The organism is Mucilaginibacter calamicampi (genome assembly GCF_042676765.1).
In the GTDB taxonomy this organism is placed as follows: Bacteria; Bacteroidota; Bacteroidia; order Sphingobacteriales; family Sphingobacteriaceae; genus Mucilaginibacter; species Mucilaginibacter calamicampi.
In genome coordinates this window covers 86452-112691 of sequence record NZ_JBHTHU010000001.1, presented here as the reverse complement: position 1 = coordinate 112691, position 26240 = coordinate 86452, and the positions used below count along the sequence as shown (strand labels likewise).

The window sequence follows — 26240 nt, the reverse complement described above, 5'->3', positions numbered from 1 at the left end:
AAGCCGTTATACAATTACAACCTGTTTTTAAGTTTAACAAAATACGGCATAATTATATCTTTCGCCACAATAATTTTTTTTATTACCCATCGTAACAGCGGCTGTTAAAACAGCCCCAATTGCCCTCTGTCGTCTATATCAATATCATCAGGATTGGTTATCTCAAAATCTACTTTCTTTGTAGGTGATTCCACTGATTTTTCAGAGGATTCCACCGGTTGTATTGATGGTTTTTCTGATTGGCCTGCCGATTCAATTGGCGCGACCGAAGGTTTCTCCGGTTCAGCAGCAATGTCTTCAGCCGGTTCATAAGGCACCGGCGACACATCCGTATTAACCTCAACATCAGCCGGTGGCGCCACATCAGCCACCGTTTTGTCTTCAGGTGTAATAGTTATTTCGGTATCCTCAACAGAATCGGGCTGTGGGTCGGGTACATCCTCGGCGTCGTCATGCTCGGTCATCAGCGTAACGGTTTGCACCACGTGCGCCGATAAACGGTTACCCATGGCTTTCATCCCTTTAACATCTATCAGATCGGCCAGGTTTAACTCAACAGTTTCGGGCGTTTTAGTGGCCCCTTTTAATTGCTCTACCTTTACAACAGCTTGCGCGGCGCCGGATATCAATAGCATTTTTGATCCGCTTTCCTCGCTTATCAGGCTGGTTTGCTTACCTATGGCAATGTTTTCAAAAAGGAAGCGTTTCACCATGTAGTTTTTTGATTTTCCGTCAAAATGCACTACCGAGTAAATCTTCTCAGGATTGTACTTTTCTATCAACACCATTTTATCATCAAAATGGTTGGTTAGGTCAAAGCCTGTCAATTCGTAAATACCATTGCTCAATACAATTAAAATACGATCATCACCATCAAACTCACCCAAATATTTGCCCCGACTGTCAACATTAAGGCGCTTCAATATTTCATCGTACCATATTTTACGACCGGACAGTGTTGATATGCCCTTGCTTTTAAGCACTATCTTTTTAACCGGATACTTGGTAACTATATTACCCATAGAGTTGCGGCCCTTAATGGTTATAGCAGCAAAATCCTCGTCAAATTGCAGCTTCTTTAATTTAGCATGTGGCTTAAGCTGTATGTTAATTATCTCCGCCTCGCCATTAGGGTTGGCCGAGAAGTATAACACTTTTGAGCCTTTGCTGCCCTTGGTCAGGTCGTACTCCTTGTCGCGTGTTACACCGGTAACGGCAAAACGTTTAATATAGCTTACGCCACTTTGCCCGTCTTTATAGATCAGGTTATAAACCGTGCGCTCATCATTCTTTTTAAACACGGCAACGTGAATGATATCCTTACCAACAAATACCTTTTCCTGAATTTTGGTGATCAGGCAGCGTCCGTCTTCGCGGAAAACTATTATCTCATCAATATCAGAACATTCGCCTGCCAGCTCAACATTGTCATCGCGCTTAAGCCCCGAACCTATAAAACCGTCTGTTTTGTTAACATATAACTTTAAGTTAGCCAGGGCCACTTGTGTTGCCTCTACTTTATCAAAGGTGCGCAGTTCTGTTTTACGTCCGCGATCTTTGCCATATTTCTCTTTAAGCCTGACAAACCAGTCTATAGCATAATCTGTTAGATGTTTTAGGTGCTGCTTAACCTGTTTTATCTCGCTCTCTAAGCCTTTTATCTGCTCGTCCGTTTTTTTAACATCAAAACGGGTAATGCTGCTCATAGGTTTATCAATCAGCTTCTTGTAATCCTCGGGCAATATTTCGCGGTAAAACTGCGGAAAGAAAGGTTCAAACAAACGGTTTAACACTACCAGTACGTCTTCAAAATTGGCAGATGTTTCGTAATCAGGGTGTTTGTACATACCCTCCTGGATAAATATTTTCAGTAACGAACTGAAAAATATCTTCTCCATCAACTCCCTAAGCTTTATTTCTAACTCTTGCTTTAACAGATCGCGGGTTTTATGCGTACTTTCTGTCAGCATGTCGTTTACGCTTATAAAGCGCGGCCTGTCGTTCTGTATAACGCAGGTATTGGGCGATATGGACACTTCGCAATCCGTAAAGGCATACAGCGCGTCAATGGTAACGTCCGGCGATATCCCCGGTGCCAGGTGTATCACTATTTCAACATCCTTAGCGGTGTTGTCCTCTATCTTCTTGATCTTGATCTTACCCTTATCATTGGCAGCAACAACACTATCAATTAAACTGCCGGTGGTGGTTGAAAAAGGGATTTCGGTTATAACCAGTGTTTTTTTATCGCGCTCGCTAATTTTGGCGCGCACCCTTATGCGTCCGCCCCGTTGCCCCTCGTTATAAGCCGAAGCATCAGCCATACCACCTGTCGGGAAATCGGGCAATAAATTTATTGGCTCGTTTTTTAATACAGCTATGGATGCATCCAGCAATTCAATAAAGTTGTGCGGCAGTATCTTAGTAGCCAAGCCGACGGCAATACCCTCGGCACCCTGTGCAAGCAATAATGGAAACTTAACGGGCAGCGTTATAGGCTCTTTGTTACGCCCGTCATAACTCGCCTGCCAAACAGTAGTATCGGGGTTAAAAACTACGTCCAGCGCAAACTTAGATAAACGGGCCTCAATGTAACGCGGTGCTGCGGCCGAGTCGCCGGTTACAGGGTCGCCCCAGTTGCCCTGGCAATCAATCAGCAGGTCCTTCTGCCCTATTTGCACCATCGCATCGCCTATAGAAGCATCGCCATGCGGGTGATACTTCATGGTGTTGCCTATAACGTTGGCTGCTTTGTTAAAGCGCCCGTCGTCCATCTCTTTAAGCGAGTGCAGTATGCGGCGCTGTACGGGCTTTAAACCGTCGTTAATATGCGGAACGGCACGGTCCAGAATTACGTACGACGCGTAATCAAGAAACCAGTTCTCGTACAAGCCGTCAAGTGAGGTGATGTTATGTAATTTTTCTTCGTTGGCAGATGTATTGTCGTTCAGCTCTTCACTCATTCGTAACAAAAAATTTGGATGGGTAAATATAAGGGAATGTGCAGATGTGTTGATATGCAGATATGCAGATTTTATAAACACTTTGGGGGATATAAACAGTGTTTACATCTATATTTAGTTTATGAAACTAAGAGTAGCCCGCCACACCACCCAATTAACTCCACTTATCAGCTTTTATACCACCATTTTGGATTTAGAAGTTATTGGCGATTTTAAAAATCACGGTGGCTACAACGGTGTTTTTATTGGTGGTAGAAATACCGGCTGGCATCTGGAGTTTACTGAGTCAACCGAAGCACCTTCGAACAAAAGCGATGATGACGATCTGCTGGTGTTTTATGTATCGCCTGAAGAATATAAAGTTATTACAGAAAGGATAGCAGCTAATAACATTGAGACAGTTAAGCCTAAAAATCCTTACTGGGAAGAAAATGGAGTTACCGTGGTTGATCCTGACGGTTTTAGGGTGGTGATAGCAATAGCTAAATAATTACCTATTTGCGCATCTGCATATCTACACATCCGCATATCCGCATATCTACAATTCCTTCCTCATCTCCCTTATCATCGTGTTATAATCCCATTTGCGCAGCATGGCATTTACGGTGTTTATTATGCGCTTAGCCCGCGTCTCGTTGGTTTTTGCGCTTTCTATCCATTTTATAAAATAATCGCGGTGAGATTTTGGCAGTGTGTTAAACTGCTGCAAAGCCTCCGGCTCAAAATCAAAACACTCCTGCAGATCAGCCGGAACCTCTACTTTGTAGTCTTTATCTTCTTCCAGTTTAACTGTTAGTACGGCACCAGCATTTTTACGGATAGCCTTGCGCACATCTGCCTTAAGCGCTAAAATAAAATTGCCGCTGCCCATAGGCATCAGGGCCATACCTGCAACTGCAAGGCCATCTAACATACCTTTTACCCGGAATGATTTTTTATTGCCGGGTTTTAACTGTTGAGCAATATCCGCGGGGATCTCAATATATGTCCACCCGGTTTTTTCACCCTGCGACTCAAACTGAAGAATAATAGTACTGAACTCGATCATTGATGCCGGTTTGGGTTGAAATGTTAAATTTTAGTTAAAACGAAAATAAAATTCAAATGCCTTGTAACGAAACATCCCCTGACGTTGTCATATGGGTATAAAATTAAATTAATAACCTTTAATACCATATTATTATGAAAACTTTAAAATCTATACTTTTCGGTGCTGCTTTATTAGTAGCTACCAGCGTAGCAAACGCAAAACCCAATAATGCCAACTTCCTGTCAAAAAACGACGTGGTATCTGTATTCACCAACGCTGTTATTCACGGCAACCTGCAAAATTTAGAGCAGGCTTTGGCTAAGGATGTTGAATACACCATCTACCGCGGTACCAAAACTTTTAAATTGAACAAACAAGCTTTGATTGATTCGTTTAAAGCTTCTGAGAACATTGAACAAAGCTGCCAATACACCACATCAATTTTATCTGACGTTGATAAAACCATGGTGTTAAGATTAGATATGAAATACGAAGGCTACGTGCGTACAAGCACCATTACCATCAAACAACAAGGTGAAGATTGGAAGATCACCAAAATTGAAACCCAAAACAGTTAATTTTAGTTTACGTTTAGTTTATAATTGAGAAGGGCCGCGCGCAAGTGCGGTCTTTTTTGTTGGTTTATATCGCGGTTAGCTTTGTAATTCTAACTTTTTATTCAGCAAATTAACAGCGATAAAATAACCTGCAAAAGGTATCAGCACCACTATCAAAAAATGTTTAAATTGATATACGCCGGCATATTTAAAGCTGCATTGAACTGCAAACCGCGTTGCGAAGTAAAAATAAAATACGATAAAAATGATGTAGTAATTTTCCATGGCTCAGGTATTATTTAATTGGGTTTTATAAAAATACACACTATTTTAAATAAAAAATGCCCATCCTTAAAAAAAGATGGGCATTTGCATTTAGCAAGTGTTTGTTTACTAAACCAACTTAGCTTTTAAATTCTCGTTAATCGCTTCTAAAAACTCTTCGGTATACAGATAATCTGTACCGTGTGCTACTTTAGGTTTTATGGTGATAGCAAGGTCCTTCGTCATTTTACCGCTTTCAACCGTTTCAATACAAACCTGCTCTAAAGTTTTGCAGAAGTCTATTAATGGTTGGTTACCATCCAGTATGCCACGGAACTCCAAACCACGTGTCCATGCAAATATAGATGCGATGGGGTTGGTTGATGTTGGGCGGCCTGCCTGGTGCTCGCGGTAGTGGCGGGTTACAGTACCGTGTGCAGCTTCTGTTTCCATAACAGTTCCATCCGGAGTAACTAAAGTAGAGGTCATTAATCCTAATGAGCCAAAACCTTGTGCAACTGTATCGCTTTGTACGTCGCCATCATAGTTTTTACAAGCCCAAACAAAGTTACCGTTCCATTTAAGGGCAGATGCAACCATGTCGTCAATTAAACGGTGCTCATAAACTATACCTAACTCAGCAAATTTCGCTTTATAGTCGCTTTGGTATATCTCTTCAAAAATATCTTTAAAACGGCCATCATATTTTTTAAGGATGGTGTTTTTGGTAGACAGGTATAATGGCCATCCCTTCATTATTGCCTGGTTAAAGCAGGCATGGGCAAAACCGCGGATAGACTCATCAGTATTATACATAGCTAACGCTACGCCATCACCTTTAAAGTTAAATACTTCAAATGATTGCGTTTCGCCACCATCCTCTGGTGTAAAGGTGATAGTTAGCTTACCTTTACCTTTGGTTAAAAAATCAGTAGCACGGTACTGGTCGCCGAAAGCATGACGGCCGATGCAGATAGGCGCTGTCCAGTTAGGTACCAAACGTGGTACGTTACTCATTACAATAGGCTCGCGGAACACGGTACCATCCAATATGTTACGGATAGTGCCGTTTGGCGATTTCCACATTTGCTTTAAGCCAAACTCTTCAACGCGGGCCTCATCAGGCGTAATGGTGGCACATTTAATACCTACGCCATATTGTTTAATAGCATTGGCGGCATCAATAGTTACCTGGTCATTTGTTTCATCGCGATACTCCAGGCCCAGATCATAATATTTAATATCCAGATCCAAATAAGGGATGATCAGTTTGTCTTTAATAAATTTCCAGATGATGCGGGTCATTTCATCACCATCCAGCTCAACTACAGGATTGTCTACTTTAATTTTTGCCATACCAGATGCTATTGATTATTTAGGCCGCAAATATAAGAAAATTGAGTTTACCCGTTAATTAATTGGCAATTTGCAACGAACATTGTACAGATAATTGCGTTGTGTTGTTGTTTTATAAAACTTAGTTGTATTTTTATCACCTCTGATTATACTGAACCATTAAACTTATAACCTGGTTTTGAAATTATATGCCCCCAAGAATATTATGAGCCAACGTTTTTTTAAAGCGCCGGTAGCAACTTTACTTATATGTTTTTTATGTTTAACCGCCAAGGCGCAGCTTGGATATGAATACGCGCAGTATGATATTGGTTTTGGGGCAGCCGCAAGCAGGGTTATTGGCAGTGACGCCGAGGTTGTAACCTTTGCACCAACAGGTTACGTTAATTTCGCTTACAATCTAACTCCATATATAAACTATGTTGTTGAGGTTCAGGGCGGTATTTTAAAAGGCGGATCTTATACCTCGCGTTCAAAGCGGTATTTTGAAAACCAGTACACGGCCGCTATGTTCAGGGCGCAAATACAAGCCGGCGAGTTTATTAAATACTCGGACAGCAGAATAATGAATGGCCTTAAAAATTTCTATTTTTCAACCGGGATAGGTTTTGTGGTTAACAAACTCGATATAGATCCCAACTTAAGAATACCGGATGATCTGGGGTATTACACCCCGGGGCGTAACCACAGCAACCAGGTACTTATACCGGCGCGTATAGGTTACGAGTTTAAAATTTTCAACAAATACAACCAGCCTTCTGTTAAAATTGATCTTGGCTATCAATTTAATTATGTATTGGGCGATGATCTGGATGGTTTTGAAACTGGTAACAGCCAGAACGATGTGTATGATCAGGTTTCTATTGGTGTGAAATTTGGCATTGGCGGTATTACCTCCTACCGTAAAGCAATTAAGTATTAATATTTAGCAGGCGCAATTTTTGGCAAGGTTTTTACTGTATCTATATAGTAAAACTTAACCTATATGAGCACCGATAAATTTAAAAACGAAAATTCTGACAGGGATCTAACCCTAAAGAATGAGCTTGGCGAAACTGTTAATAACGAACAACTGAGCTTTAACGCCGACGATAATAGCTACGAATTTGATGTTAAAAGCGATGATCCTGACTACGATCATCCCGACCCTTATAATACTTCGGCTAAAAACGGGGAAGATGCTATATCAACTTACGATGAATCAAACCCCTACGCGGTTGATGAATATATTCCTAATGAAAACCTGGAGATGGACGTTGACAAATTAGGCATGCATATTGACAGCACCGGCAGCATAGTTGATCTGGACCCTATAGATGAGGTTTTAGGACACACGCCGGAGGATGACCGTGATGACCTTGACGAAGAGGGCTATCCTAAAAATGACACGCCTAAATAAAAAGCCACGGTTTAATTAAGGCTTTTTTATAAAAACAATTTTAGCACCGGATTTAGTGCCTGCACTTTCCGGTGCTGAACCATAGGCTATCCAGGTCATTGCGGTTGCGGTAAGGCTTACAATCAAAATCTTTTCATTTGTAAGTCTGTTAAAAGGGTCAACAGACAGCTGCATATAGGTTTTTGTTCCGCTTTTAGATAGTGTATAGCTGCCTAATGGGTTAGTTACCGCGCCCTCTGCCAAAAAACCTTTTGAAAAATTGTTTAGCTGGATAGATATAAATGGGTTAATATCTGCCGGGAAACTGGTTAGAACCGTGTTTGTAGCGCTATAAACTTCTGTACGTGTGCTTATAATTTCCCAGTTGCCTGTTAAAAGTGTTTCATCAATTGTTGTTGATGTGTTGGTTGTACTTGCGGTGCCTTTATAGGGCACAAAACCGGGGTCGCCGGGATAAAGGGGTACATCCTTTTTACAAGCCATTGCCAACAGGCATATAATAAAAATGAAGTGTGCGGAAGGTAATTTTTGCCTCAACGTAATGTGATAATTGCTGAACGTAATTTAGCCTTTTTACCTATAAAAAACAAAATTATGTTGCTCAGATTTTTGTTAGTCAAAATCAAGATTGAACATTTTGCGCAGCTCTGCCAACTGAGGGTTTTTAGCTGCCATGTATTGGTAAATTTCTTTAGCTCCGTATGGTTTGCGGTTAACTTTTATCTCGTCAACACGCGACGCGATATCCAGGTCAAAGTTTTTAAGGCTTGACCGCAAAAAGTTAAGTAAGCTGGGTCTTTCGTCTCGCAATACAGCATCCTGTGCCTTAGTTTCAACAATAACCTCATACAACACGGGGCTTAACATTGTAGGCTTGCCTGCAAAAATGGTTGATAATGTAGCTTTGCCTTCGGCCTTTGCTTTTTCGGCATAAATGTTCCAGTAGTGCAAAAACTGCTCGGGGCTAAATGCCTCTCGGCTATCTCCCTTTAAATATGGGTCTTCTTCTTCAATTATTTCTGTAGCGGCATCCAGCCCTTTAAGTGAAGGTATTTTTACAGAAGACGTACTTGCGTTAGGTACAAACACTTTTGGCTTCTCAGCGGCTTCTGTAGCAGGTGTTTGAGCCGGAGCAGCAGGCGGCGGCACCGGTTTAGCTGTGTTATAAACAGCAGGCGCATCGCTTAAAACTGCAACCTGGTTCCTTATTTCACCTTCCGCCGGGGCAGCTACGCTTGATGGGGTATCAGGTTTTTTTTTTAATTGCCCGTTGTTATCGGGCATTGCACTGTTTCCGGATGCTATGTTAAACACCGATTGCAGGTGACACATTTTTAGCAGCGCCAGCTCAACCTGCAATCGCTGATTCTTGCTCAGCTTGTAATTAATATCGCATTGATTAGCTATACCCAGCGCCGATAGTAAAAACGATACACTGGCCGCCTGCGATTGCTGCAGGTATTTAGCTTTTATGCCTTCGCTAACTTCCAGTAACTTTAATGTTGAGGCATCTTTACTTACCAGCAGGTTACGGAAATGCTCAGAAAGGCCGGAAATAAAGTGAGCGCCGTCAAATCCTTTTTGCAGTATCTCATCAAAAAACAAAAGGGTTTTAGCCGTTTCTTCGCCTAACAGGCTCCCGGTTATATTAAAGTAGTAGTCGTAATCAAGTATGTTAAGATTGTCAATTACCGCGCGGTAAGTAACGTTGCTGCCAGAAAAGCTAACTATCTGGTCAAACATAGATAGCGCGTCGCGCAGGCCGCCGTCAGCCTTTTGAGCGATAATGTGCAGGCCATCCGGCTCGTAAGCCACGCTTTCCTTTTTTGCAATGCCTTCCAGGTGCGCGCTCATATCCTCAACCCCTATGCGGTTAAAGTCAAATATCTGGCAGCGCGAAAGTATGGTGGGCAGTATTTTATGTTTCTCTGTAGTAGCTAAAATAAAAATAGCGTAATGCGGTGGCTCTTCCAGCGTTTTCAGAAAGGCGTTAAAGGCCGCCTGCGACAACATGTGCACCTCATCAATAATATAAACCTTGTAACGGGCACCTTGTGGCGGTATGCGTACCTGCTCTATCAGGCTGCGTATGTCGTCAACAGAGTTGTTTGATGCCGCATCCAGCTCGTGAATATTGAAGGAGTTACCGTTTTGGAAAGAAGCGCACGATGCGCACTGCCCGCAGGCCTCGCCATTGGGTTGTAAATTGGTACAATTAATGGTTTTAGCCAGTATACGCGCGCAGGTGGTTTTGCCAACACCCCGCGGCCCGCAGAACAAAAATGCCTGCGCCAACTGGTTATTTTTAATAGCGTTTTTTAAGGTGTTGGTTATATGTTGCTGACCAACAACGGTATCAAAAGTAGCCGGGCGGTATTTGCGTGCCGAAACGATAAAATTATCCACTGCTACTAAGGTAAACAGAATTTACCTTACCTGAAAATAGGAAAAGGGATTGTGGATAAAATAACGACGGGGGGAATTTTCATTGGGATTGTCATTCTGAACGTAGTGAAGAATCTTGTAAAAGCGACTTGCACGCGTGCACTTGCCGGGCGTACAAGATTCTTCGCTATCGCTCAGAATGACAGGAATAGTTATTACTTATTGCAGATCATCATCCGGTAAATGGTCATCATCCGGATCAGGATTGGTTATATCGTAAGCATCGTCGCTTGTATCCAGATCATCACCTGCGCGTATACTGTTCAGATCATCTAAATCGGCAGCGGTATCATCAAAATCTTCGTCTTCTTCATCTGTTTCATTATCCTCCCATTCATCATCTTCATCACCACGGCTATATACATCAGGCGACTGAAAATAAATGGTATCATACATAAAGGATGTTTGACTTACTGATTGGCTTTCAAGGTGTTTAAAATCCATGGCGGTAATGATTAATTGTTATAAATAAGACAACGTTTAAAAGACAAACGAACTTACCTGAATGTTTTATACTGAATGTTAAATGGGTGTTATTTTTATTGACAGAAGTTGAAAATTCAACAACACTTTTAATCAAGCAAAACCGGCTGATTTTTTTTGGGCAGTATCAGTTTATGATTAGCTTCCGGAAACAAATCGTGCACTTTTTCATCAGTTAATCCTGCCGCGTCAATAAAATACCAATTAAGGCCATTATCTAAACTTATTGCTAACAGCGCGGATTTGCTATAAAGTGTTTTACCATTCACGTTCAAATAGATCTCTTCGGGCACAATAGAAAAAATCTTTCCTTTCGCCTTTATAAATTCACCCGGCTCGCCAATTACGCCATTTTTAAAGGTGATACCCTTACTTTTGAATTCATCCATAGTTTTCTTAATAGTTTCTATCATCATGTTCTTACCACCAGCCATTTTAAGCGCCTCAGGATATGTATACTTAAGCGCGGTTTCAAAATCGCCGTTGAATATTCCCTTTACAATCTTTTCCGCATCTTGCTTTACTTTTACTGCATAGATACTATCCTGACCTGTATGCTTTACCACCTTAGTATTATCCGACGCCCCGCCGCTTATTTTAATGAATAATTGCTTTGCGGCCAGGCATCCTTGTAATACCAGGTTTTCCCCTACCTCCTCGCCCAGGGTGGTCATAGCCTTCACATCATTTAGATCTATCTTGCGTTCTGCCGCCAGATCTACAATCAATTGGGGCTTCTGTAGTATGCAACCATTAAGCATACTGGCTGCATCCTCTCTGGTAGTAATCTTAGACAAATCCTGATTGGTTAAACACTCGCAAATCGCGTCGTTAACTTTCTGTTCAGTAGGGCCCAATTTAACAACAGTTTGACTGCGGGCAGCGCTGCAAAAAAGCGCTAAAACACTAAGTATGATGTATTTCATAAAATTTGATAACGCCAAGGTTAGCGCATTTAAATTATAATTTTTATTTTAAATCTTCAATTTGAAAACGTTAAATTATTACCTATATTTGCAGCCCCGAATTGTCGGGTTAAATAATTAAAAATCAAAGTACAAAAATGCAACAGTACGAAATCGTGATCGTTCTAACCCCGTTGCTTTCAGTAGAGACTGCTAAAGAGGCTATTGCCAAATACAGCAAAACTCTAACCGATGGCGGAGCCGAAATTGTCCAGGAGGATAATTGGGGTTTGAGAAAACTAGCGTACCCTATTCAAAAAAAGACTACAGGGTACTATCACTTAACTGAATTTAAGGCTCCGGGTGAATTAATTAACAAATTGGAGGTTGAGTTAAGGCGCGATGAGCGTGTTTTGCGTTTCCTTACAATTGCTTTGGATAAACATGCCGTTGCTTACAACGACAAAAAACGCAGCGGTGCTTTTAACAAAAAACCTGCAGCTAAAGTGGAGGAAGCAAACTAATGGCTAACGAACAAATTAAATACGTAACTGCCCCTAAAGTAGAGGACAACCGTAAAAAATACTGCCGCTTTAAAAAGAACGGTATTAAATATATTGACTACAAAGACGCTAACTTTTTATTAAAGTTTATTAATGATCAGGGTAAAGTTTTACCTCGCCGTTTAACCGGTACTTCATTAAAATTTCAGCGCAAAGTGGCACAAGCTGTTAAACGCGCGCGCCACATTGGTTTATTACCTTATGTTACAGACTCATTAAAATAATCGGGAGGTATAAACAATGGAAGTTATTTTAAAACAAGATATTAAAAACCTGGGCGATAAGGACGATATAGTAACGGTAAAACCGGGCTACGGTCGTAACTTTTTGTTCCCTAAAGGTTATGCTATATTAGCTACAGAGAGTGCACGCAAAGTTTTGGCAGAAAACCTTAAACAAGCTGCATTTAAACAAGAAAAAATACGCAAAGATGCTGACGCTATTGCTGCCCGTTTAGAAGGTGTAAAACTAACTATTGGTGCAAAAGCAGGCGAAACCGGTAAAATTTTCGGCGCTATCAATACCATTCAGGTAGCTGATGCTTTGAAGAAAGAAGGTTTTGATGTTGACCGTCGTCGCATCACGTTTGATCAGGAACCAAAATTTGTTGGTGATTATGTTGCTAACGTTAACCTGCACAAAGAAGTTAAGGTTCAGGTTCCTTTCTCAGTAGTAGCAGAATAATTTCGAATATCGGATTTTCGATTTCGGATTTAAGAAAAATAAAGCGGTGGGTTTTGGCTCATCGCTTTTTTTGTTAACAAACATTGTCATTCTGAGCGACAGCGAAGAATCTTATAAACGATGCAATGCAAAGCGCTTAGTTGCAAAGCGTATAAGATTCTTCGCTGTCGCTCAGAATGACAACATAATTATAACTATTACTAAATAATTCCCATCCTGTTAGAATCCAGCTTAAGCAGGATAAACAGCATAACGGTAAAGCCGATAAGCGAAGACCCGCCATAGCTGATGAATGGCAGAGGTATGCCTATTGATGGCACGATACCTATCGTCATACCAATATTGATGAATACGTGGAAGAATATTACCGATGCTACCCCATAAGCATAAATACGAGAAAATGGCGATCGCTGCCGCTCGGCAATCAATATAATACGCAGTACCAGCAGCAAATAAAGCCCCAGTACAACTATTGAGCCCACAAAGCCAAACTCCTCGCCTACGGTGCAAAAAATAAAGTCGGTACTTTGCTCGGGCACAAACGAATATTTGGTTTGCGTACCTTCCATGTAGCCCTTACCCAAAAACTTACCCGAGCCAATAGCAATTTTTGATTGGTTTACGTTATACCCTTTGCCGCGCAGATCTTTGGTTATGCCTAAAACAATATCAATACGCCCCTTTTGATGCGGCTTTAAAACACTGGTATAAATAAATTTTATGCTGAATATAAATGCAACGCAGATAACTGCGCCTGCCGCTACCGTAATTAACAACTTACGGTTACGCCTGTAAAGCCACATTATTAAAACCGCAACACCTACTACCCCGCCTACTACCCAAAGCATATTATCCAGCTTTAGGGTAAGCACAAACAAAAGTATAAATAAGCCCTCAAGGATTAAAAAATAGGGCGAAAGCCCTTCGCGGTATAGCACAAACAGTAACGAACTGAACACCAGCGTTGAGCCGGCATCCGGCTGCAACAAAATAAGCGTCATAGGCACAAAGATGATAGCTGCCGCCACCGCGAACGAGCGTACCTCTGTTAATTTGATATTAACCCCGCTTAAGTAACGTGCCAGCAGTAAACAAGTGCCAATTTTAGCAAACTCTGAGGGCTGCAGCCTGAAGCCGCCGCCAATATCTATCCAGGCCTGGTTACCCCCCACATTACGCCCCACTACCAATACAAGTACAAGCATGCACGTAGTAACCACATAAATTGCCGGAGATAGCGCCGACAGGAAACGGCTCTCCAGTAGCAATATAACCACTGCTACTATAATGGAAACGATTATAAATATAAATTGCTTGCCATAATTGGTTTGCAGGTCAATCAGTCCCGGGTGGTCAGGATTAAATACGGCCGAGTGAATGCTTAATAAACCAATGGTGCACAAGGCCAGGTACACAAATACCGTAAGCCAGTCTACATTAAAAAAGAAGCTTCTTTGGTTGTTCATCTTGCGTTTGGTTTGTTTACAACATTAGCAATGATGTTTTTACCCGGTTTCTGCGCGGCACCGGCTGATTTTACAGGTGGTACAGCACCGGCTTTTATTTTAGCGCTGTCGGCCCGCATTGGCTTTTTCTTTATATTCAACTGTGGCAGCAGATTGGAATTCATATAATAATCAGGCCGTATGGTGGGGCGAGGCAATATAGTATCGCGCAAATATTTCTCTACAATAAAGCTGGCAATAGGCGCAGCCCATGTACCCCCATCTCCGGAATTTTCTACGATAGCGGCAATGGCGATCTTAGGATTTTCGCGCGGGGCAAAAGCCACAAAAACGGAGTGGTCTTTACCGTGCCTGTTCTGTGCAGTACCGGTTTTACCCACCATATTTATACCGGGTATTTTTGATCCATGCGCTGTACCATAATCAACCACACTTTGCATACCATCAATAACGGCTTCAAAATACTGAGCGTTAATTCCTACTTCATGCCGCTCTGTGTATATTTTTTCTGTGGCGCTGTTATTGCCGGTTGATTTTATCATATGCGGCAAATAATAGTAACCATGATTGGCTATAATACATTCGATATTTGCTAACTGCAACGGGGTGGCTTCCACTTCGCCCTGCCCTATGGCTAATGATAAAATGGTACTTGAGCGCCAGCCGCCTTTGTGATACCATTTATCGTATAAACTGGGTTGTGGCATACTGCCTGCTTTCTCATCCGGCAAATCAATGCCTAACTTTTGGCCCAAGCCAAATTTAACCACATTCGTTCTCCAATCCGTAAAACTTGCTTCGGTCTTTTTAGCGCCTTGCCTGTTGATCAGTTTTTCAAATACCATTGAAAAGTAGCCATTACACGACCCGCCAATTGCGCTGCTTAAGTTTACTGTTCCGTGCACGTGCGTACATTTAACCTTCCTGTTGCCAGATACATAATAGCCCGGGCAATTGTAAGTTGTTTGTGGTGTTATAATGCCTTCCTGCAGTGCTATAAGCGCACTTAAGGGCTTAAAAGATGATCCCGGCGGATACCGGCCGGTAATTGGCCTTACCAAAAATGGTTTGTACGGATCCTTGTCAAGCGCAACTGCATTTCTTCCCCTGTCGGGGCCAATTACCATTAAATTAGGATCATAGGTAGGGCTGCTGATAAAACACAATATTTCGCCCGTTGAAGGTTCTATTGCTACAATGCTTCCTACCTTGTTATGCATTAATTTTTCGCCCAGCTTTTGTATGCGTATGTCAAGGGCTGATATTAACCGCTCACCGGGAACAGGAAGCGTATCAAAGGCACCATTGGCGTATGATTCTTTTTGTATACCGCGCGAATCAACCAACATGTTTTTTATACCGCGCTGTCCCCGCAAAATCGTTTCATAAGATTTTTCTACTCCTGATTTTCCGATGTAATCTCCCGGACGATAATAACCGCCCGACTTCTCGATATCATACTGGCGCACCTCGCTGATATAGCCTAAAAAATGGGCCGCGGCCGAGTCAGGATAAATGCGAACGGGATGCGGCTCAACAAAAAAACCGGGAAACTCAGACATGCGCTCCTGCAATGAAGCATAAAGCTCGGTAGATATTTGCTTGTCAAATTTAGATGGCAATGCCCTGGAGTACCCCACGGCTTTTTTAAACCGTTTATCAAAATCCTCGCGGGTTATTTCCAAAAGCCGGCAAAATTCAACAGTATCAAAAGCTTTAACCTGGCGTGGTATTACAGATACATCATAAACCAGTTTATTTTGTACTAAAATATGCTTGTTCCTGTCATAAATTGTACCGCGTGCGGGATACTGCACAAACTGGCGAATGACGTTGCTGTTGGCAATTTGCAGATACCGGTCGTCAATTACCTGCATATAAAATAAACGGACCAGCAAAATCAGTATCAGGGTTATAAATACCCCTGCAATGACATAACGCCGTTGAAAAAAAGTATTCATTTACGCTCTCTTTTTCTGAAAAACAATAAGCCGGTTATCAACATCAAAATCACTGTAAAAATTGTACTGGTTAGCACCCGCTGCAGTATAAATGTAAAGTCTAAAAAACTAAAGGCTTCCAGTAGAAAAAGAAACGTATGATGTACGAGGGTAAGTATAATAGCGTAGGTAAAAAACCATCTGAAACCCATTATGCTTAAAGTGGGCTCGGGTTCATTGTCAAAGCCGTCTTTTTGTACGGTAATGCTTATAAACAATACCCTAACCAATGCCAATAGCACACAGGCGGCAGCATGCAGGCCGGGTGTATCATAAAAAGAATCAACCGTTAAGCCCAATAAAAAAGCGAATGGAAACAGCAAAACGTTTGGCGTTTCAAACGGAAGCAAAAGCACAAACAGTATATAAGGATACGGCGTAGATATATTATATAATGTAATGTTCTTTAATAAAAATACCTGAACAAAAACCAGTACTACAAACCGTATCAGGTTATATAAAATAGTCCTACTCATCTTTCTTCACCTGAGCCTCCAGTCCCGTTTGTTCTGTTGCAAACTCATTAACTACTACATAAACATATTGCAGTTTACTAAAATCTACCGCTAAGGCAACATCCATACTTAAAAACGATCCCTTGGCGTTTTTTGCGCGCAGGTTGATCAGTTTACCTATAGTTATACCCGTAGGATAAAGTGAATGGTCTGAAGTAACAACCTGTTCGCCTACTCTGGGTGAAGCGTCATTGGTAACATCATACAGCAAACCCCTGTGTGGATTAAGATCTGATTCCCATGAAAATGTACCAATTTGCCGTGAATCAGCCAGCATGGCACTTATAATCGTTTCTGAGTGTAAAAGCGATTGAATAACAGAAAAGTGTTCACTCACACGTAAAACTTTACCCACAACGCCTTTGTCACTTATCACCCCCATGCCTTTTTTTATACCCGCGCTAGAACCTGCGTTTATAGTAATAATGTTATCGGGCCGGTTAACAGCGTTATTAATAACCTTAGCTGTTATGTATTCGTACTGCTGCTTATATACTGTATCAATTACCTTCCCTTTAGCCACGCTATCAATGTAGAATGAGCTTTTAAGCCGATTGCGTAACCGCGCATTTTCTTTTGCAAGGCTATCATTAACTTCTCTGAGTGTTAAGTATCCTTTAAACCCATCAACGCGGGCATACAAGCTGCCTACAACCTGGTTAGTGCTGTTTATAAAGCTGGCCTTTTGAAAAGAGTTGTATTTTATGTAGATAACAATGGCCGCTACTTCAAAAATAACGAAAAGGAAAAATGCGTTGTACTTGCTGATGAAAATTAACAGGTTACGCATCTGGATTTACGATTTTAGGATTACGATTTACGATTCAGATCAACATTCGTAAATCTAAAATCGTAAATCGTAAATAAGATTACTGCATCAGGAATTTAAAATTACCAATATTCTTCAGTGCTGTACCGGTACCTCTAACAACGGCGCGCAGCGGATCTTCGGCAACGTGAACCGGTAGTTTGGTTTTGGCCGATACGCGGCGATCAAGCCCACGAAGCAATGCGCCACCGCCGGTTAAATAAATACCGGTTTGGTAAATATCAGCAGATAGCTCTGGTGGCGTTATCTCCAACGCTTTTAGTATCGCTTCTTCAATTTTTGAAATTGATTTATCTAAACAATGCGCTATCTCTGTATATGATACCATGATCTGTTTCGGAACGCCTGTCATCAGGTCGCGGCCCTGCACAGCAAAATCAGCCGGTGGATCAGAAAGTTCAGGCAAGGCCGAACCTACTTCAATTTTTATTTTTTCGGCAGTACGGTCGCCAATCATTATGTTATGCTGACGGCGGATGTATTGTACGATATCAGAATCAAAGTTATCACCAGCAACACGAATGGATTGGTCGCAAACAATACCTGATAAAGCGATAACTGCGATCTCGGTAGTACCACCACCAATATCAATGATCATGTTGCCCATAGGTTCCTCCACGTCAATACCAATACCTACTGCTGCGGCCATTGGCTCGTGTATCAGGTAAACCTCTTTAGCACCGGCAATCTCGGCCGAGTCGCGCACAGCACGTTTCTCTACCTCTGTTATGCCTGACGGGATACAGATAACCATACGCAATGAAGGGAAAAACCAGCCTTTGCCCTGGTTTATCATTTTTATCATACCCCGTATCATATGTTCGGCAGCGTTAAAGTCGGCAATTACACCATCTTTAAGCGGACGTACCGTTCGAATATTATCGTGGGTTTTGCCTTCCATTTGCATGGCCTGCTTACCTATGGCAATAACTTTGTTGGTTGAGCGGTCAAAAGCTACTATAGACGGTTCATCAACAACAACTTTATCATTATGTATAATAAGGGTATTTGCAGTACCCAGATCTATGGCGATTTCTTGTGTGAAAAAATTAAATAAGCTCATTTTACTACGGCTCCAGATATTTTATGAATTTTATAAAATTAGTCTATTAAGTTGATTATGTTAACTTGTTAGTTAGATTTTTATTGTAAAAAATTTTAACTAATCGCCAATCCACTAATCAACCAATTACTGCCCACTAATGCTTAAAATGGCGCACTCCTGTGGTAACCATAGCAATGTTCTTTTGGTTACACATATCAATAGAGTCCTGATCTTTTATTGATCCGCCGGGTTGTAAAACAGCTGTAATGCCTGCCTCTGCAGCCAGTTCAACACAATCAGGGAAAGGGAAAAACGCGTCAGACGCCATAACCGCTCCATTAAGGTCAAAGCCAAAGCTGTGTGCCTTATTCACCGCTTGCTTTAATGAATCAACCCGTGAGGTCTGGCCCACGCCGCTTGACATCAGTTGATTATTTTTAGCGAATATGATGGTGTTTGATTTGGTATGCTTTACTACTTTGTTGGCAAAGAACAGGTCTTTCAACTCCTGCGCGGTTGGCTGCGCGTTGGTTACCGTTTTCATTTGATCGGGTCCCTCAACAGTATTGTCTTTATCCTGCTCAATAACGCCGTTTAATAATGTTTTAAATTGCTTTGCGGGCAGTTCAACCGGTTGCCTAACCAGCACTATGCGGTTCTTTTTAGCAGTTAATATTTGCACAGCCTCGTCAGAATAAGCCGGGGCAATTAACACCTCGTAAAACAATTTGTCAATCTCTGTAGCCGTTGCAGCGCATATTTCATCATTAGCAATAATAACACCACCAAATGCCGAAACCGGATCGCAGGCCAATGCATCTAACCATGCATCTTTAATAGTATGACGACTGGCAATACCACAGGCATTGGTATGTTTAAGTATAGCTATTGTAGGCTCATTGGTAAACTCATCTATCAGCGCAACAGCGGCGTCCACATCAACCAGGTTGTTATAAGATAATTCTTTGCCGTTCAATTTATTGAACATAGCATCCAGGTTACCATAAAATACACCTTTTTGATGCGGGTTTTCGCCATAACGCAAAACCTGACTGGTTAAAATGCTCTGCTTAAATACAGGCATTGGCTCGTCGCGGTTAAAGTATTGGAAGATGGCCGTATCGTAATTTGAAGTGATATTGAAAGCCTTTTGGGCAAAACGCTTGCGCTGATCAATGGTAGTAGCGCCGTTTTGAGTTTTCAGCAATCCATCCAATTCAACATAATCATCCTTTGAAGCGACAATTACAACATCTTTAAAGTTTTTAGCCGCCGCGCGGATAAGTGAGATACCGCCAATGTCAATTTTTTCAATAACATCATCATGCCCTGCTCCTGATTCTACCGTTTCTTCAAACGGATAAAGATCAACTATCACCAGGTCTATCTCAGGTATTTCGTACTGCGCTATTTGCTGCTGATCGCTGTCTGAATTACGACGATTTAAAATACCACCAAAGATTTTAGGGTGCAGGGTTTTTACGCGTCCGCCTAATATAGATGGGTACGAAGTAAGATCTTCAACCGCAATCACGTCAACGCCAAGGCTGCGTATAAAAGTTTCCGTCCCGCCGGTTGAATAAATATTCACACCAAGGCGGTTTAACTCTTGAATAATAGGCTCCAGGTTATCTTTGTAATAAACTGAAATTAAGGCATTTTTTATCGTAACAGGCTGACTCATTTATATGGGAAATTTTGAGCCGCAAAGGTAGGGATTAGAGATTAGAGATTTGTTGATTAGTGATTGGTTTTTTTAAGTTTTTTTTTAAATTAACTGTTGCAGGCAGCGGGCAGGTTAAAAGTAACTAATCGCTAATCACTAATTAACTGATCTCTAACCATCAACTCTTCATTTTTTTAAGCAAACTTTCTATCACTTTAGGAAAATGCTGATGTTCCAGTTGCTGGCCTTTAAATTTTACCATCTCCAGGGTATCCGAAGCATCTATTTTAAAGCGCGACTGATGAATGATCTCGCCTTCGTCAAACTCAGCGTTAACAAAATGAATGGTAATGCCAGATTCTTCTTCCCCGGCTTCCAATATCGCTTTATGTACATTATCGCCATACATGCCTTTGCCGCCATATTTTGGTAGCAGTGCCGGGTGCAGGTTAATTATTTTATTGGGGAAAGCACTTAGTAATGATGCCGGTACCAGCCATAAAAAGCCCGCCAGTACTATCAGATCAACCTGCAGGGTTTTTAATATTCTTATCACCTCGTCGGTTTGATAAAACTCCTGCCGGTTAAATATATGCGATGGAACTTCAAAGTTGTCGGCGCGTTGCAGCACGTATGCCTGCGGATTATTGGTGAGTATCAGTACAATCTCAGCGTCGGGACTTCGTTTAAAATACTCCATTATTTTTTGAGCATTTGATCCCGATCCGGACGCAAAAATGGCTATTCGTTTTTTCAAAATCACAGGTAATTTGATTGATTACTTGTCAAATATAAATTTTTAACGCTTTGTTTTTATCGCGTAGCAACTTTTTGCCTAACAAAACCATACCGCCTTACCGTTCTGCGTTGTGTTGCCGAATAGTTTTGTATATCGCCCGTTACCAATACCATAGCGTATTGCCCCAGGGTTTGTATCTGCGCATTTTCAAAAGGCATTAAAGTACCCGTGCCCAGCTTAGAAGTATCCTGGCAAACTATGTCAGATTTTAAATAAAGCTGATCTTGCGACAGCGACCATGTTCCCGAGGCCACCGGTTGATCTTTACATTGGAAATTGGTGTAGGAACAGGTATGACTTGCTGAATTGAAAGTAAAGATCTGTTTCTTATCGCACATGGTGTTAAGGGTATCTTCAGATTCGCGGTTGGTGCCTACTGAAACAGTTACCACTACAGTGGCAAGTTCCCAGCTACCCTGAGAGAACAGGCTCTCTATTGAGCTCTGATTTACCTTTTTACAAGAGTTACAAAGCACACTAAGCCCTACCAGGCATAAAATAAACAGGAACGGTATATTCTTCATCAGATGCAACAAAAATATAAATCCATATTTAATGACAAGTTAACGGACCGTAATAATAACTGTTTTTATTTACTATTATTTTAGCAGCCTGCAGCTATGCTGTTATATTTGCCATTATGCGGATTCCTTTTGAACAACTGGTAGCTGAATTTAAGCGAATTTTGCTGCAACTTGGCTTCGCTGAAGAAAAAGCCGACCTATGCGCGCTTGCTTTTGCAGAGAACAGCCGCGATGGTGTTTACACGCACGGGTTAAATCGCTTCCCGAAATTTGTTAAATCTATTAAAGCGGGCGAGATAAACCGCGATGCCATGCCCACCCTGGTTAATGGTTTGGGCGCGCTTGAACGCTGGGATGGCAATTGGGGACCAGGTGTTATTAATGCCCGTTTTTGTATGGACCGCGCTATAACGCTGGCCCAACAGAACGGCATTGCCTGTGTAGCTTTAAAAAATACCAACCATTGGATGCGCGGCGGGTCATACGGCTGGCAGGCGGCCGAGGCGGGGCTTATTGGTATTTGTATTACTAACGCCACAGCTACCACTGTACCATGGGGTGGTACCACCTCTACTTTGGGAAACAACCCGCTGGTTATTGCAGTGCCGCGCCAAGAAGGGCATGTTGTTTTGGATATGGCGGTATCGCAATACTCATACGGTAAAGTATTACAGTATAAAAGTTATAACCAACCGCTGCCGTTTCAGGGCGGATATGATAGTGAAGGTGTGCTGACTACCGACTCGGAGGCGGTTGCAGCATCCATGCGTTTATTGCCCATTGGCTTTTGGAAAGGATCGGGCCTATCTATGATGCTTGATCTGCTGGTTGCTGTTTTAAGCGAGGGAAGGGCTGTAAAAGACATGACCGAGGAGAAAACCGAGGCCGGAGTATCGCAGTTGTTCATCGCCATAAAACCCGGTGATAATGAGCAAACGGAATCTATTGTAAACCAAATTATTGCATTTACAAAAAGCAGCCCATCTGCCAGAGCGAATGAGCCGGTATTATATCCCGGAGAAAACACATTGAAAACCCGTGCTAAAAGTTTAGATGAGGGTGTTTTAGTGGATGAAAAGATTTGGGAGGAGGTGAGAGCCCTTTAAACAAATTAAACCCTAAAATATGAAAACCGCTTGCATCACATATTTCATGATTTTTATCTCGAACCTTGTGGCTGGCCAATCCAAGCTTCCAAAGGAGTTCGACAGCGCTTTTAAAAGATTGAATTTATCTGTAAAATATCAACCCGTTGCCTTTTTAAAGACCTCATACTTACAATCTGATTTTAACAAAGACGGCATTAAAGATATGGCTGCTTTGATAATTAAAAAAACAACTAAAAAGCGTGGAGTTTTGCTGATACATGGTGGCAGTAATCAATACTTTGTTTTTGGCGCAGGAAATAAATTTGGTAGTGGATCTGACGACTTTAAATGGATGCGAGGCTGGAGTTTGTTTAAAGATAAAACCGCATACGAAACTACTTTTAGTAAAGATGGTGATATATTAGGCAGTAAGAAAATTCAGCTTGTAAGACCGGCAATATATGTACATGATGTTGAAGATGGCTCGCAGACTGCCGGCGGATTAATTTATTGGAACGGTAAAAAATATATCTGGATACACCAAGGAGAATAAATCTACCCCATCATCGCCTCAAACCTTTCCCAAAAACCATCTTTAGGTACAGGGGCTGTTATTAACACAGGTTCGTTTTTAACGGGATGCATGAATTGTAACCGCCGGGCATGTAAACAAATACTTTTACGCAAACTGCCACGCGGATAACCATATTTATTATCGCCAACTATTGGGCAACCTAAGGTTGATAGTTGCACCCGTATTTGATGTGGCCGGCCGGTTATCGGATCTACTTCAATCAAGTAATATCCATCCAGCTCGCCAACCAGTTTGTAATGCAGCTCAGAGCGTTGACTTCCCTTTACTTCCTTATCATGCGCTTTGGTAACGTTTTTCTGAGGGTTTTTTAGCAGCCAGTGTACAAGGGTGCCGCTTATGGGGTTAGGGCGCTGGCGCACCACTGCATAGTAGGTTTTATGCATTTCCCGCGCTTTAAACATATTGTTTATCCGCTCTAATGCCTTACTGGTTTTGGCAAACAAAATTACGCCGCTTACCGGCCTGTCAAGCCGGTGCACAACGCCTAAAAAAGCGCCGTTGGGCTTATTGTATTTTTGAGCAATGTATTTTTTAACTTTCTCGTCCAGTGGCTCATCCCCGGTTTCATCAACCTGCACAATATCACCCGCACGCTTGTTAACCGCAATAAGGTGGTTATCCTCATACAGCACATCGGCATCGGTTATCTCTTTTGGGATGTAGGTAAATTGCTGCTTCATAATTAGTCGATAGACCATAGTCCATGGACCATAGTATTAGCTTTCTGCTATGGACTATGGGCCATCGACTATCGACCCCAATTAATATTGTTCCTTCTCGTTAGGGAAACTGCCTCCCTTTACATCGCTAACATAATTTTGTATGGCTTTGTTCATATCTTCATACAAATTAGCGTATTGGCGTAAAAAACGTGGTTTAAACCCTTTGTTCAGGCCAAGCATATCATGTATAACCAGCACCTGTCCGTCGCAATGCTGCCCGGCACCAATACCTATTGTTGGAATGCTCAAACTTTCAGACACTTCTTTCCCCAATTGAGCCGGGATCTTTTCTATCACAATACCAAAACAGCCCAATTCCTGCAGCTTTAAAGCATCCTGCTTCAATTTTGCAGCTTCTGCTTCTTCCTTAGCACGTACGGTATAAGTGCCGAATTTATAAATAGATTGCGGCGTTAAACCCAAATGCCCCATAACCGGAATGCCCGCGGTAAGAATGCGCGTAATTGATTCGGCTATTTCTACACCGCCCTCCAGTTTTACAGCATGTGCGCCGCTCTCTTTCATAATGCGGATGGCCGAGTTCAAAGCCTCCTTTGAGTTACCCTGGTAGGTACCAAAAGGAAGATCAACAACAATAAGCGCGCGCTTGGCTGCACGGACTACAGACGACGCATGATAGATCATTTGATCCAACGTAATAGGCAACGTAGTTTCATGGCCCGCCATAACATTTGATGCCGAGTCGCCAACCAATATTACATCGGTTCCCCCTGCATCTACAATGGTTGCCATAGAGTAATCGTAAGCGGTAAGCATGCTTATCTTCTCGCCCCGGCCTTTCATATCCTGGAGGGTATGCGTGGTTACCCTTTTTATTTCTTTATTTACCGACATGGTTGATCAGTTTTGAATTGGCAAATGTAGGGATAATTTGATTTCGAATTTCGAATGTTCGATTTCGGATTTATTTCCTTTTTGCAGGCTTGCCGATGGTTGAAAAATTACCTGATTGGATGAAAGCGGCAAAAAGCCGCGAAACGCTAATTAAACTTATATCAGACCTGGAGCGCAAAATGTAGCATAAGCGCTGTAATTAGTAGTGTTGAAAAAATCCGAAATCCAACCTCCGAAATCCGAAATAAATCACTACTTTTGCGGCGTGAACAAGGGACTTAACAACACCGTTTTCCCATCCTATTTTCACGGCGCACCGCACCGGATAAGCCGCGTTTTTAACCATTCAATTTACTTAATAAATGACTTATTTCACCAAATTACCGGCCATATTATTATTGGCTGACGGTACTGTTTTTTATGGAAAAGCCGCAGGCAAAATTGGTACAACCGCCGGCGAAATATGTTTTAATACCGGCATGACCGGCTACCAGGAGGTTTTTACAGACCCATCCTACTTTGGGCAGATAATGGTAACTACCAACGCGCATATTGGTAACTATGGCATAGCCAATGAGGAAGTTGAATCCGGCAATATCCAGATAGCCGGTTTGGTTTGTAAAAATTACAACATAGCCTACAGCCGCAAACAGGCCGACGAGTCTATACAGGATTATTTTCAGGAGCAAAACATTGTAGGTATTTCTGATATTGATACCCGTCAACTGGTGCGCCATATCCGCGATAAGGGAGCTATGAATGCCATCATCTCATCAGAGATACTGGATATCGAGGAACTTAAGGTTAAACTGGCCGAGGTACCATCAATGGATGGGTTGGAACTTTCATCTAAAGTAAGCACAACCCAAACTTACACCATAGGCAATGAAAAAGCACCTTACCGTGTTGCTGTGCTTGACCTGGGTGTAAAAAAGAATATCCTCCGCAACTTTGACAGTCGCGAGGTGTATGCCAAAGTTTATCCCGCGAAAACCACTTTCGGCGAAATGGAAAAAGACTTTGCACCTAACGGTTACTTTATATCAAACGGTCCCGGCGACCCGGCTGCTATGCCTTACGCGGTAGATACCGTAAAAGAGATATTAGATGCTGACAAACCCCTGTTCGGTATTTGTTTGGGTCACCAGTTGCTGGCACTGGCTAACGGCATTCCAACTAAAAAAATGTTTAACGGTCATCGTGGTTTGAACCACCCGGTTAAAAACATCATAATTAACCATTGCGAAGTAACATCGCAAAACCACGGCTTTGGCGTGGTGCCTGATGCTGTACGTGCATCTGATAAAGTGGAGATAACCCATGTTAACCTGAACGACCAGTCAATAGAAGGGATACGCGTTAAAGGTAAAAAAGCATTCTCGGTACAATATCACCCTGAGTCATCTCCGGGACCGCATGACAGCCGCTACCTGTTTGATGATTTTATTAACCTAATGAAGTAATTTGTTTTTTGCAATTACCTGAGA

Annotated in this window: 28 protein-coding genes; 10 read left to right on the top strand and 18 right to left on the bottom strand. The window is 42.0% G+C overall.

The window, feature by feature from the left end; all coding sequences use genetic code 11:
• Positions 1–104 precede the first annotated feature (104 nt).
• Positions 105–2963 (bottom strand): DNA gyrase/topoisomerase IV subunit A, encoded by a 2859-nt coding sequence (locus ACFQZS_RS00510; protein ID WP_377096060.1) that lies wholly within the window; start codon positions 2961–2963, stop codon positions 105–107.
• Between the two features lie 121 nt (positions 2964–3084).
• Between ACFQZS_RS00510 and ACFQZS_RS00505 the strand changes: the two genes are divergently transcribed.
• On the top strand, positions 3085–3453 hold the full coding sequence (locus ACFQZS_RS00505; RefSeq protein WP_377096057.1) for a VOC family protein: 369 nt from the start codon (positions 3085–3087) through the stop codon (positions 3451–3453).
• A gap of 48 nt (positions 3454–3501) precedes the next feature.
• Here ACFQZS_RS00505 and ACFQZS_RS00500 read toward each other — a convergent pair whose 3' ends face one another.
• Entirely contained in the window at positions 3502–4011 is a 510-nt protein-coding gene (locus ACFQZS_RS00500; RefSeq protein ID WP_377096054.1) for a YdeI/OmpD-associated family protein, read from the bottom strand.
• 134 nt (positions 4012–4145) lie between these two features.
• Between ACFQZS_RS00500 and ACFQZS_RS00495 the strand changes: the two genes are divergently transcribed.
• Positions 4146–4571, top strand: a complete 426-nt coding sequence (locus ACFQZS_RS00495; protein ID WP_377096051.1) for a hypothetical protein — start codon at positions 4146–4148, stop codon at positions 4569–4571.
• A 75-nt stretch (positions 4572–4646) separates the two neighbouring features.
• On the opposite strand, the gene ACFQZS_RS00490 is transcribed toward ACFQZS_RS00495, so the two are convergent.
• On the bottom strand, positions 4647–4835 hold the full coding sequence (locus tag ACFQZS_RS00490; protein WP_377096048.1) for a hypothetical protein: 189 nt from the start codon (positions 4833–4835) through the stop codon (positions 4647–4649).
• 108 nt (positions 4836–4943) lie between these two features.
• On the bottom strand, positions 4944–6170 hold the full coding sequence (locus ACFQZS_RS00485; RefSeq protein WP_377096046.1) for an NADP-dependent isocitrate dehydrogenase: 1227 nt from the start codon (positions 6168–6170) through the stop codon (positions 4944–4946).
• 205 nt (positions 6171–6375) lie between these two features.
• Here ACFQZS_RS00485 and ACFQZS_RS00480 point away from each other — a divergent pair, with 205 nt between their 5' ends.
• Both ACFQZS_RS00480 and ACFQZS_RS00475 read left to right on the top strand, forming a co-directional pair.
• Complete coding sequence (locus ACFQZS_RS00480; protein ID WP_377096043.1) at positions 6376–7092, top strand: hypothetical protein; 717 nt, start codon at positions 6376–6378, stop codon at positions 7090–7092.
• A gap of 63 nt (positions 7093–7155) precedes the next feature.
• A complete protein-coding gene (locus tag ACFQZS_RS00475) occupies positions 7156–7569 on the top strand; it encodes a hypothetical protein (RefSeq protein WP_377096041.1) in 414 nt (137 codons plus the stop codon).
• Between the two features lie 15 nt (positions 7570–7584).
• Here ACFQZS_RS00475 and ACFQZS_RS00470 read toward each other — a convergent pair whose 3' ends face one another.
• From ACFQZS_RS00470 to ACFQZS_RS00455, 4 genes are all read right to left on the bottom strand, one after another.
• Complete coding sequence (locus ACFQZS_RS00470) at positions 7585–8052, bottom strand: hypothetical protein (protein WP_377096038.1); 468 nt, start codon at positions 8050–8052, stop codon at positions 7585–7587.
• A gap of 129 nt (positions 8053–8181) precedes the next feature.
• Positions 8182–9975, bottom strand: coding sequence for a DNA polymerase III subunit gamma/tau (locus ACFQZS_RS00465; RefSeq protein WP_377096036.1), 1794 nt, complete (start codon positions 9973–9975; stop codon positions 8182–8184).
• Between the two features lie 198 nt (positions 9976–10173).
• Complete coding sequence (locus ACFQZS_RS00460) at positions 10174–10458, bottom strand: hypothetical protein (RefSeq protein WP_377096033.1); 285 nt, start codon at positions 10456–10458, stop codon at positions 10174–10176.
• 128 nt (positions 10459–10586) lie between these two features.
• On the bottom strand, positions 10587–11423 hold the full coding sequence (locus ACFQZS_RS00455) for a hypothetical protein (protein WP_377096030.1): 837 nt from the start codon (positions 11421–11423) through the stop codon (positions 10587–10589).
• 137 nt (positions 11424–11560) lie between these two features.
• On the opposite strand from ACFQZS_RS00455, the gene rpsF reads away from it, so the two are divergent.
• From rpsF to rplI, 3 genes are read left to right on the top strand one after another with little or no spacing between them, the layout of a single operon-like run.
• Entirely contained in the window at positions 11561–11926 is a 366-nt protein-coding gene (rpsF, locus tag ACFQZS_RS00450) for a 30S ribosomal protein S6 (RefSeq protein ID WP_377096027.1), read from the top strand.
• Positions 11926–12189 carry a 30S ribosomal protein S18 gene (gene rpsR / locus ACFQZS_RS00445; RefSeq protein WP_022833472.1) on the top strand — a complete coding sequence of 88 codons (264 nt, stop codon included), beginning with the start codon at positions 11926–11928 and terminating at the stop codon, positions 12187–12189. Before rpsF ends, rpsR begins: the two co-directional genes overlap by 1 nt.
• Before the next feature lie 16 nt (positions 12190–12205).
• Positions 12206–12649 carry a 50S ribosomal protein L9 gene (rplI, locus tag ACFQZS_RS00440; protein WP_377096024.1) on the top strand — a complete coding sequence of 148 codons (444 nt, stop codon included), beginning with the start codon at positions 12206–12208 and terminating at the stop codon, positions 12647–12649.
• A gap of 200 nt (positions 12650–12849) precedes the next feature.
• Here the strand turns inward: rplI and rodA are convergent, their stop codons facing one another.
• The 8 genes from rodA to ACFQZS_RS00400 form a co-directional block, all read right to left on the bottom strand.
• Entirely contained in the window at positions 12850–14115 is a 1266-nt protein-coding gene (gene rodA / locus ACFQZS_RS00435) for a rod shape-determining protein RodA (RefSeq protein WP_377096021.1), read from the bottom strand.
• On the bottom strand, positions 14112–16076 hold the full coding sequence (gene mrdA, locus ACFQZS_RS00430; RefSeq protein ID WP_377096019.1) for a penicillin-binding protein 2: 1965 nt from the start codon (positions 16074–16076) through the stop codon (positions 14112–14114). Before mrdA ends, rodA begins: the two co-directional genes overlap by 4 nt.
• Positions 16073–16591, bottom strand: coding sequence for a rod shape-determining protein MreD (locus ACFQZS_RS00425; protein ID WP_377096016.1), 519 nt, complete (start codon positions 16589–16591; stop codon positions 16073–16075). The genes mrdA and ACFQZS_RS00425 overlap by 4 nt, the downstream gene beginning before the upstream one ends.
• Positions 16584–17420, bottom strand: coding sequence for a rod shape-determining protein MreC (gene mreC / locus ACFQZS_RS00420; protein ID WP_377096014.1), 837 nt, complete (start codon positions 17418–17420; stop codon positions 16584–16586). The genes ACFQZS_RS00425 and mreC overlap by 8 nt, the downstream gene beginning before the upstream one ends.
• Positions 17421–17499: 79 nt before the next feature.
• Positions 17500–18522 (bottom strand): rod shape-determining protein, encoded by a 1023-nt coding sequence (locus tag ACFQZS_RS00415; protein ID WP_294789849.1) that lies wholly within the window; start codon positions 18520–18522, stop codon positions 17500–17502.
• A 136-nt stretch (positions 18523–18658) separates the two neighbouring features.
• Positions 18659–20188 carry a bifunctional phosphoribosylaminoimidazolecarboxamide formyltransferase/IMP cyclohydrolase gene (purH, locus tag ACFQZS_RS00410; protein WP_377096011.1) on the bottom strand — a complete coding sequence of 510 codons (1530 nt, stop codon included), beginning with the start codon at positions 20186–20188 and terminating at the stop codon, positions 18659–18661.
• A 160-nt stretch (positions 20189–20348) separates the two neighbouring features.
• Entirely contained in the window at positions 20349–20927 is a 579-nt protein-coding gene (gene purN / locus ACFQZS_RS00405; RefSeq protein WP_377096008.1) for a phosphoribosylglycinamide formyltransferase, read from the bottom strand.
• 56 nt (positions 20928–20983) lie between these two features.
• The gene (locus tag ACFQZS_RS00400; protein WP_377096006.1) at positions 20984–21493 is read right to left on the bottom strand and encodes a DUF5004 domain-containing protein; all 510 of its coding nucleotides are present in this window, start codon (positions 21491–21493) and stop codon (positions 20984–20986) included.
• A 116-nt stretch (positions 21494–21609) separates the two neighbouring features.
• On the opposite strand from ACFQZS_RS00400, the gene yiaK reads away from it, so the two are divergent.
• Together yiaK and ACFQZS_RS00390 are read left to right on the top strand one after the other, a co-directional pair.
• Positions 21610–22599, top strand: a complete 990-nt coding sequence (yiaK, locus tag ACFQZS_RS00395) for a 3-dehydro-L-gulonate 2-dehydrogenase (RefSeq protein ID WP_377096003.1) — start codon at positions 21610–21612, stop codon at positions 22597–22599.
• Between the two features lie 19 nt (positions 22600–22618).
• Entirely contained in the window at positions 22619–23134 is a 516-nt protein-coding gene (locus ACFQZS_RS00390) for a hypothetical protein (protein ID WP_377096000.1), read from the top strand.
• Positions 23135–23136: 2 nt separating this feature from the next.
• Here ACFQZS_RS00390 and ACFQZS_RS00385 read toward each other — a convergent pair whose 3' ends face one another.
• Both ACFQZS_RS00385 and panB read right to left on the bottom strand, forming a co-directional pair.
• On the bottom strand, positions 23137–23856 hold the full coding sequence (locus ACFQZS_RS00385) for an RluA family pseudouridine synthase (RefSeq protein WP_377095997.1): 720 nt from the start codon (positions 23854–23856) through the stop codon (positions 23137–23139).
• A gap of 81 nt (positions 23857–23937) precedes the next feature.
• Complete coding sequence (panB, locus tag ACFQZS_RS00380) at positions 23938–24753, bottom strand: 3-methyl-2-oxobutanoate hydroxymethyltransferase (protein ID WP_377095995.1); 816 nt, start codon at positions 24751–24753, stop codon at positions 23938–23940.
• A 362-nt stretch (positions 24754–25115) separates the two neighbouring features.
• On the opposite strand from panB, the gene carA reads away from it, so the two are divergent.
• A complete protein-coding gene (carA, locus tag ACFQZS_RS00375; protein ID WP_377095992.1) occupies positions 25116–26216 on the top strand; it encodes a glutamine-hydrolyzing carbamoyl-phosphate synthase small subunit in 1101 nt (366 codons plus the stop codon).
• Positions 26217–26240 lie beyond the last annotated feature (24 nt).

Coding starts and splice junctions, on each gene's coding strand:
- mreC (WP_377096014.1), bottom strand. CDS start 17,420: ATGCGTAACCTGTTAATTTTCATCAGCAAGTACAACGCATTTTTCCTT.
- purH (WP_377096011.1), bottom strand. CDS start 20,188: ATGAGTCAGCCTGTTACGATAAAAAATGCCTTAATTTCAGTTTATTAC.
- ACFQZS_RS00425 (WP_377096016.1), bottom strand. CDS start 16,591: ATGAGTAGGACTATTTTATATAACCTGATACGGTTTGTAGTACTGGTT.
- ACFQZS_RS00475 (WP_377096041.1), top strand. CDS start 7,156: ATGAGCACCGATAAATTTAAAAACGAAAATTCTGACAGGGATCTAACC.
- ACFQZS_RS00510 (WP_377096060.1), bottom strand. CDS start 2,963: ATGAGTGAAGAGCTGAACGACAATACATCTGCCAACGAAGAAAAATTA.
- panB (WP_377095995.1), bottom strand. CDS start 24,753: ATGTCGGTAAATAAAGAAATAAAAAGGGTAACCACGCATACCCTCCAG.
- ACFQZS_RS00470 (WP_377096038.1), bottom strand. CDS start 8,052: ATGGCTTGTAAAAAGGATGTACCCCTTTATCCCGGCGACCCCGGTTTT.
- rpsF (WP_377096027.1), top strand. CDS start 11,561: ATGCAACAGTACGAAATCGTGATCGTTCTAACCCCGTTGCTTTCAGTA.
- rplI (WP_377096024.1), top strand. CDS start 12,206: ATGGAAGTTATTTTAAAACAAGATATTAAAAACCTGGGCGATAAGGAC.
- rodA (WP_377096021.1), bottom strand. CDS start 14,115: ATGAACAACCAAAGAAGCTTCTTTTTTAATGTAGACTGGCTTACGGTA.
- ACFQZS_RS00455 (WP_377096030.1), bottom strand. CDS start 11,423: ATGAAATACATCATACTTAGTGTTTTAGCGCTTTTTTGCAGCGCTGCC.
- rpsR (WP_022833472.1), top strand. CDS start 11,926: ATGGCTAACGAACAAATTAAATACGTAACTGCCCCTAAAGTAGAGGAC.
- ACFQZS_RS00415 (WP_294789849.1), bottom strand. CDS start 18,522: ATGAGCTTATTTAATTTTTTCACACAAGAAATCGCCATAGATCTGGGT.
- ACFQZS_RS00390 (WP_377096000.1), top strand. CDS start 22,619: ATGAAAACCGCTTGCATCACATATTTCATGATTTTTATCTCGAACCTT.
- ACFQZS_RS00490 (WP_377096048.1), bottom strand. CDS start 4,835: ATGGAAAATTACTACATCATTTTTATCGTATTTTATTTTTACTTCGCA.
- mrdA (WP_377096019.1), bottom strand. CDS start 16,076: ATGAATACTTTTTTTCAACGGCGTTATGTCATTGCAGGGGTATTTATA.
- carA (WP_377095992.1), top strand. CDS start 25,116: ATGACTTATTTCACCAAATTACCGGCCATATTATTATTGGCTGACGGT.
- ACFQZS_RS00485 (WP_377096046.1), bottom strand. CDS start 6,170: ATGGCAAAAATTAAAGTAGACAATCCTGTAGTTGAGCTGGATGGTGAT.
- ACFQZS_RS00385 (WP_377095997.1), bottom strand. CDS start 23,856: ATGAAGCAGCAATTTACCTACATCCCAAAAGAGATAACCGATGCCGAT.
- ACFQZS_RS00460 (WP_377096033.1), bottom strand. CDS start 10,458: ATGGATTTTAAACACCTTGAAAGCCAATCAGTAAGTCAAACATCCTTT.
- ACFQZS_RS00505 (WP_377096057.1), top strand. CDS start 3,085: ATGAAACTAAGAGTAGCCCGCCACACCACCCAATTAACTCCACTTATC.
- ACFQZS_RS00400 (WP_377096006.1), bottom strand. CDS start 21,493: ATGAAGAATATACCGTTCCTGTTTATTTTATGCCTGGTAGGGCTTAGT.
- yiaK (WP_377096003.1), top strand. CDS start 21,610: ATGCGGATTCCTTTTGAACAACTGGTAGCTGAATTTAAGCGAATTTTG.
- ACFQZS_RS00500 (WP_377096054.1), bottom strand. CDS start 4,011: ATGATCGAGTTCAGTACTATTATTCTTCAGTTTGAGTCGCAGGGTGAA.
- ACFQZS_RS00495 (WP_377096051.1), top strand. CDS start 4,146: ATGAAAACTTTAAAATCTATACTTTTCGGTGCTGCTTTATTAGTAGCT.
- ACFQZS_RS00480 (WP_377096043.1), top strand. CDS start 6,376: ATGAGCCAACGTTTTTTTAAAGCGCCGGTAGCAACTTTACTTATATGT.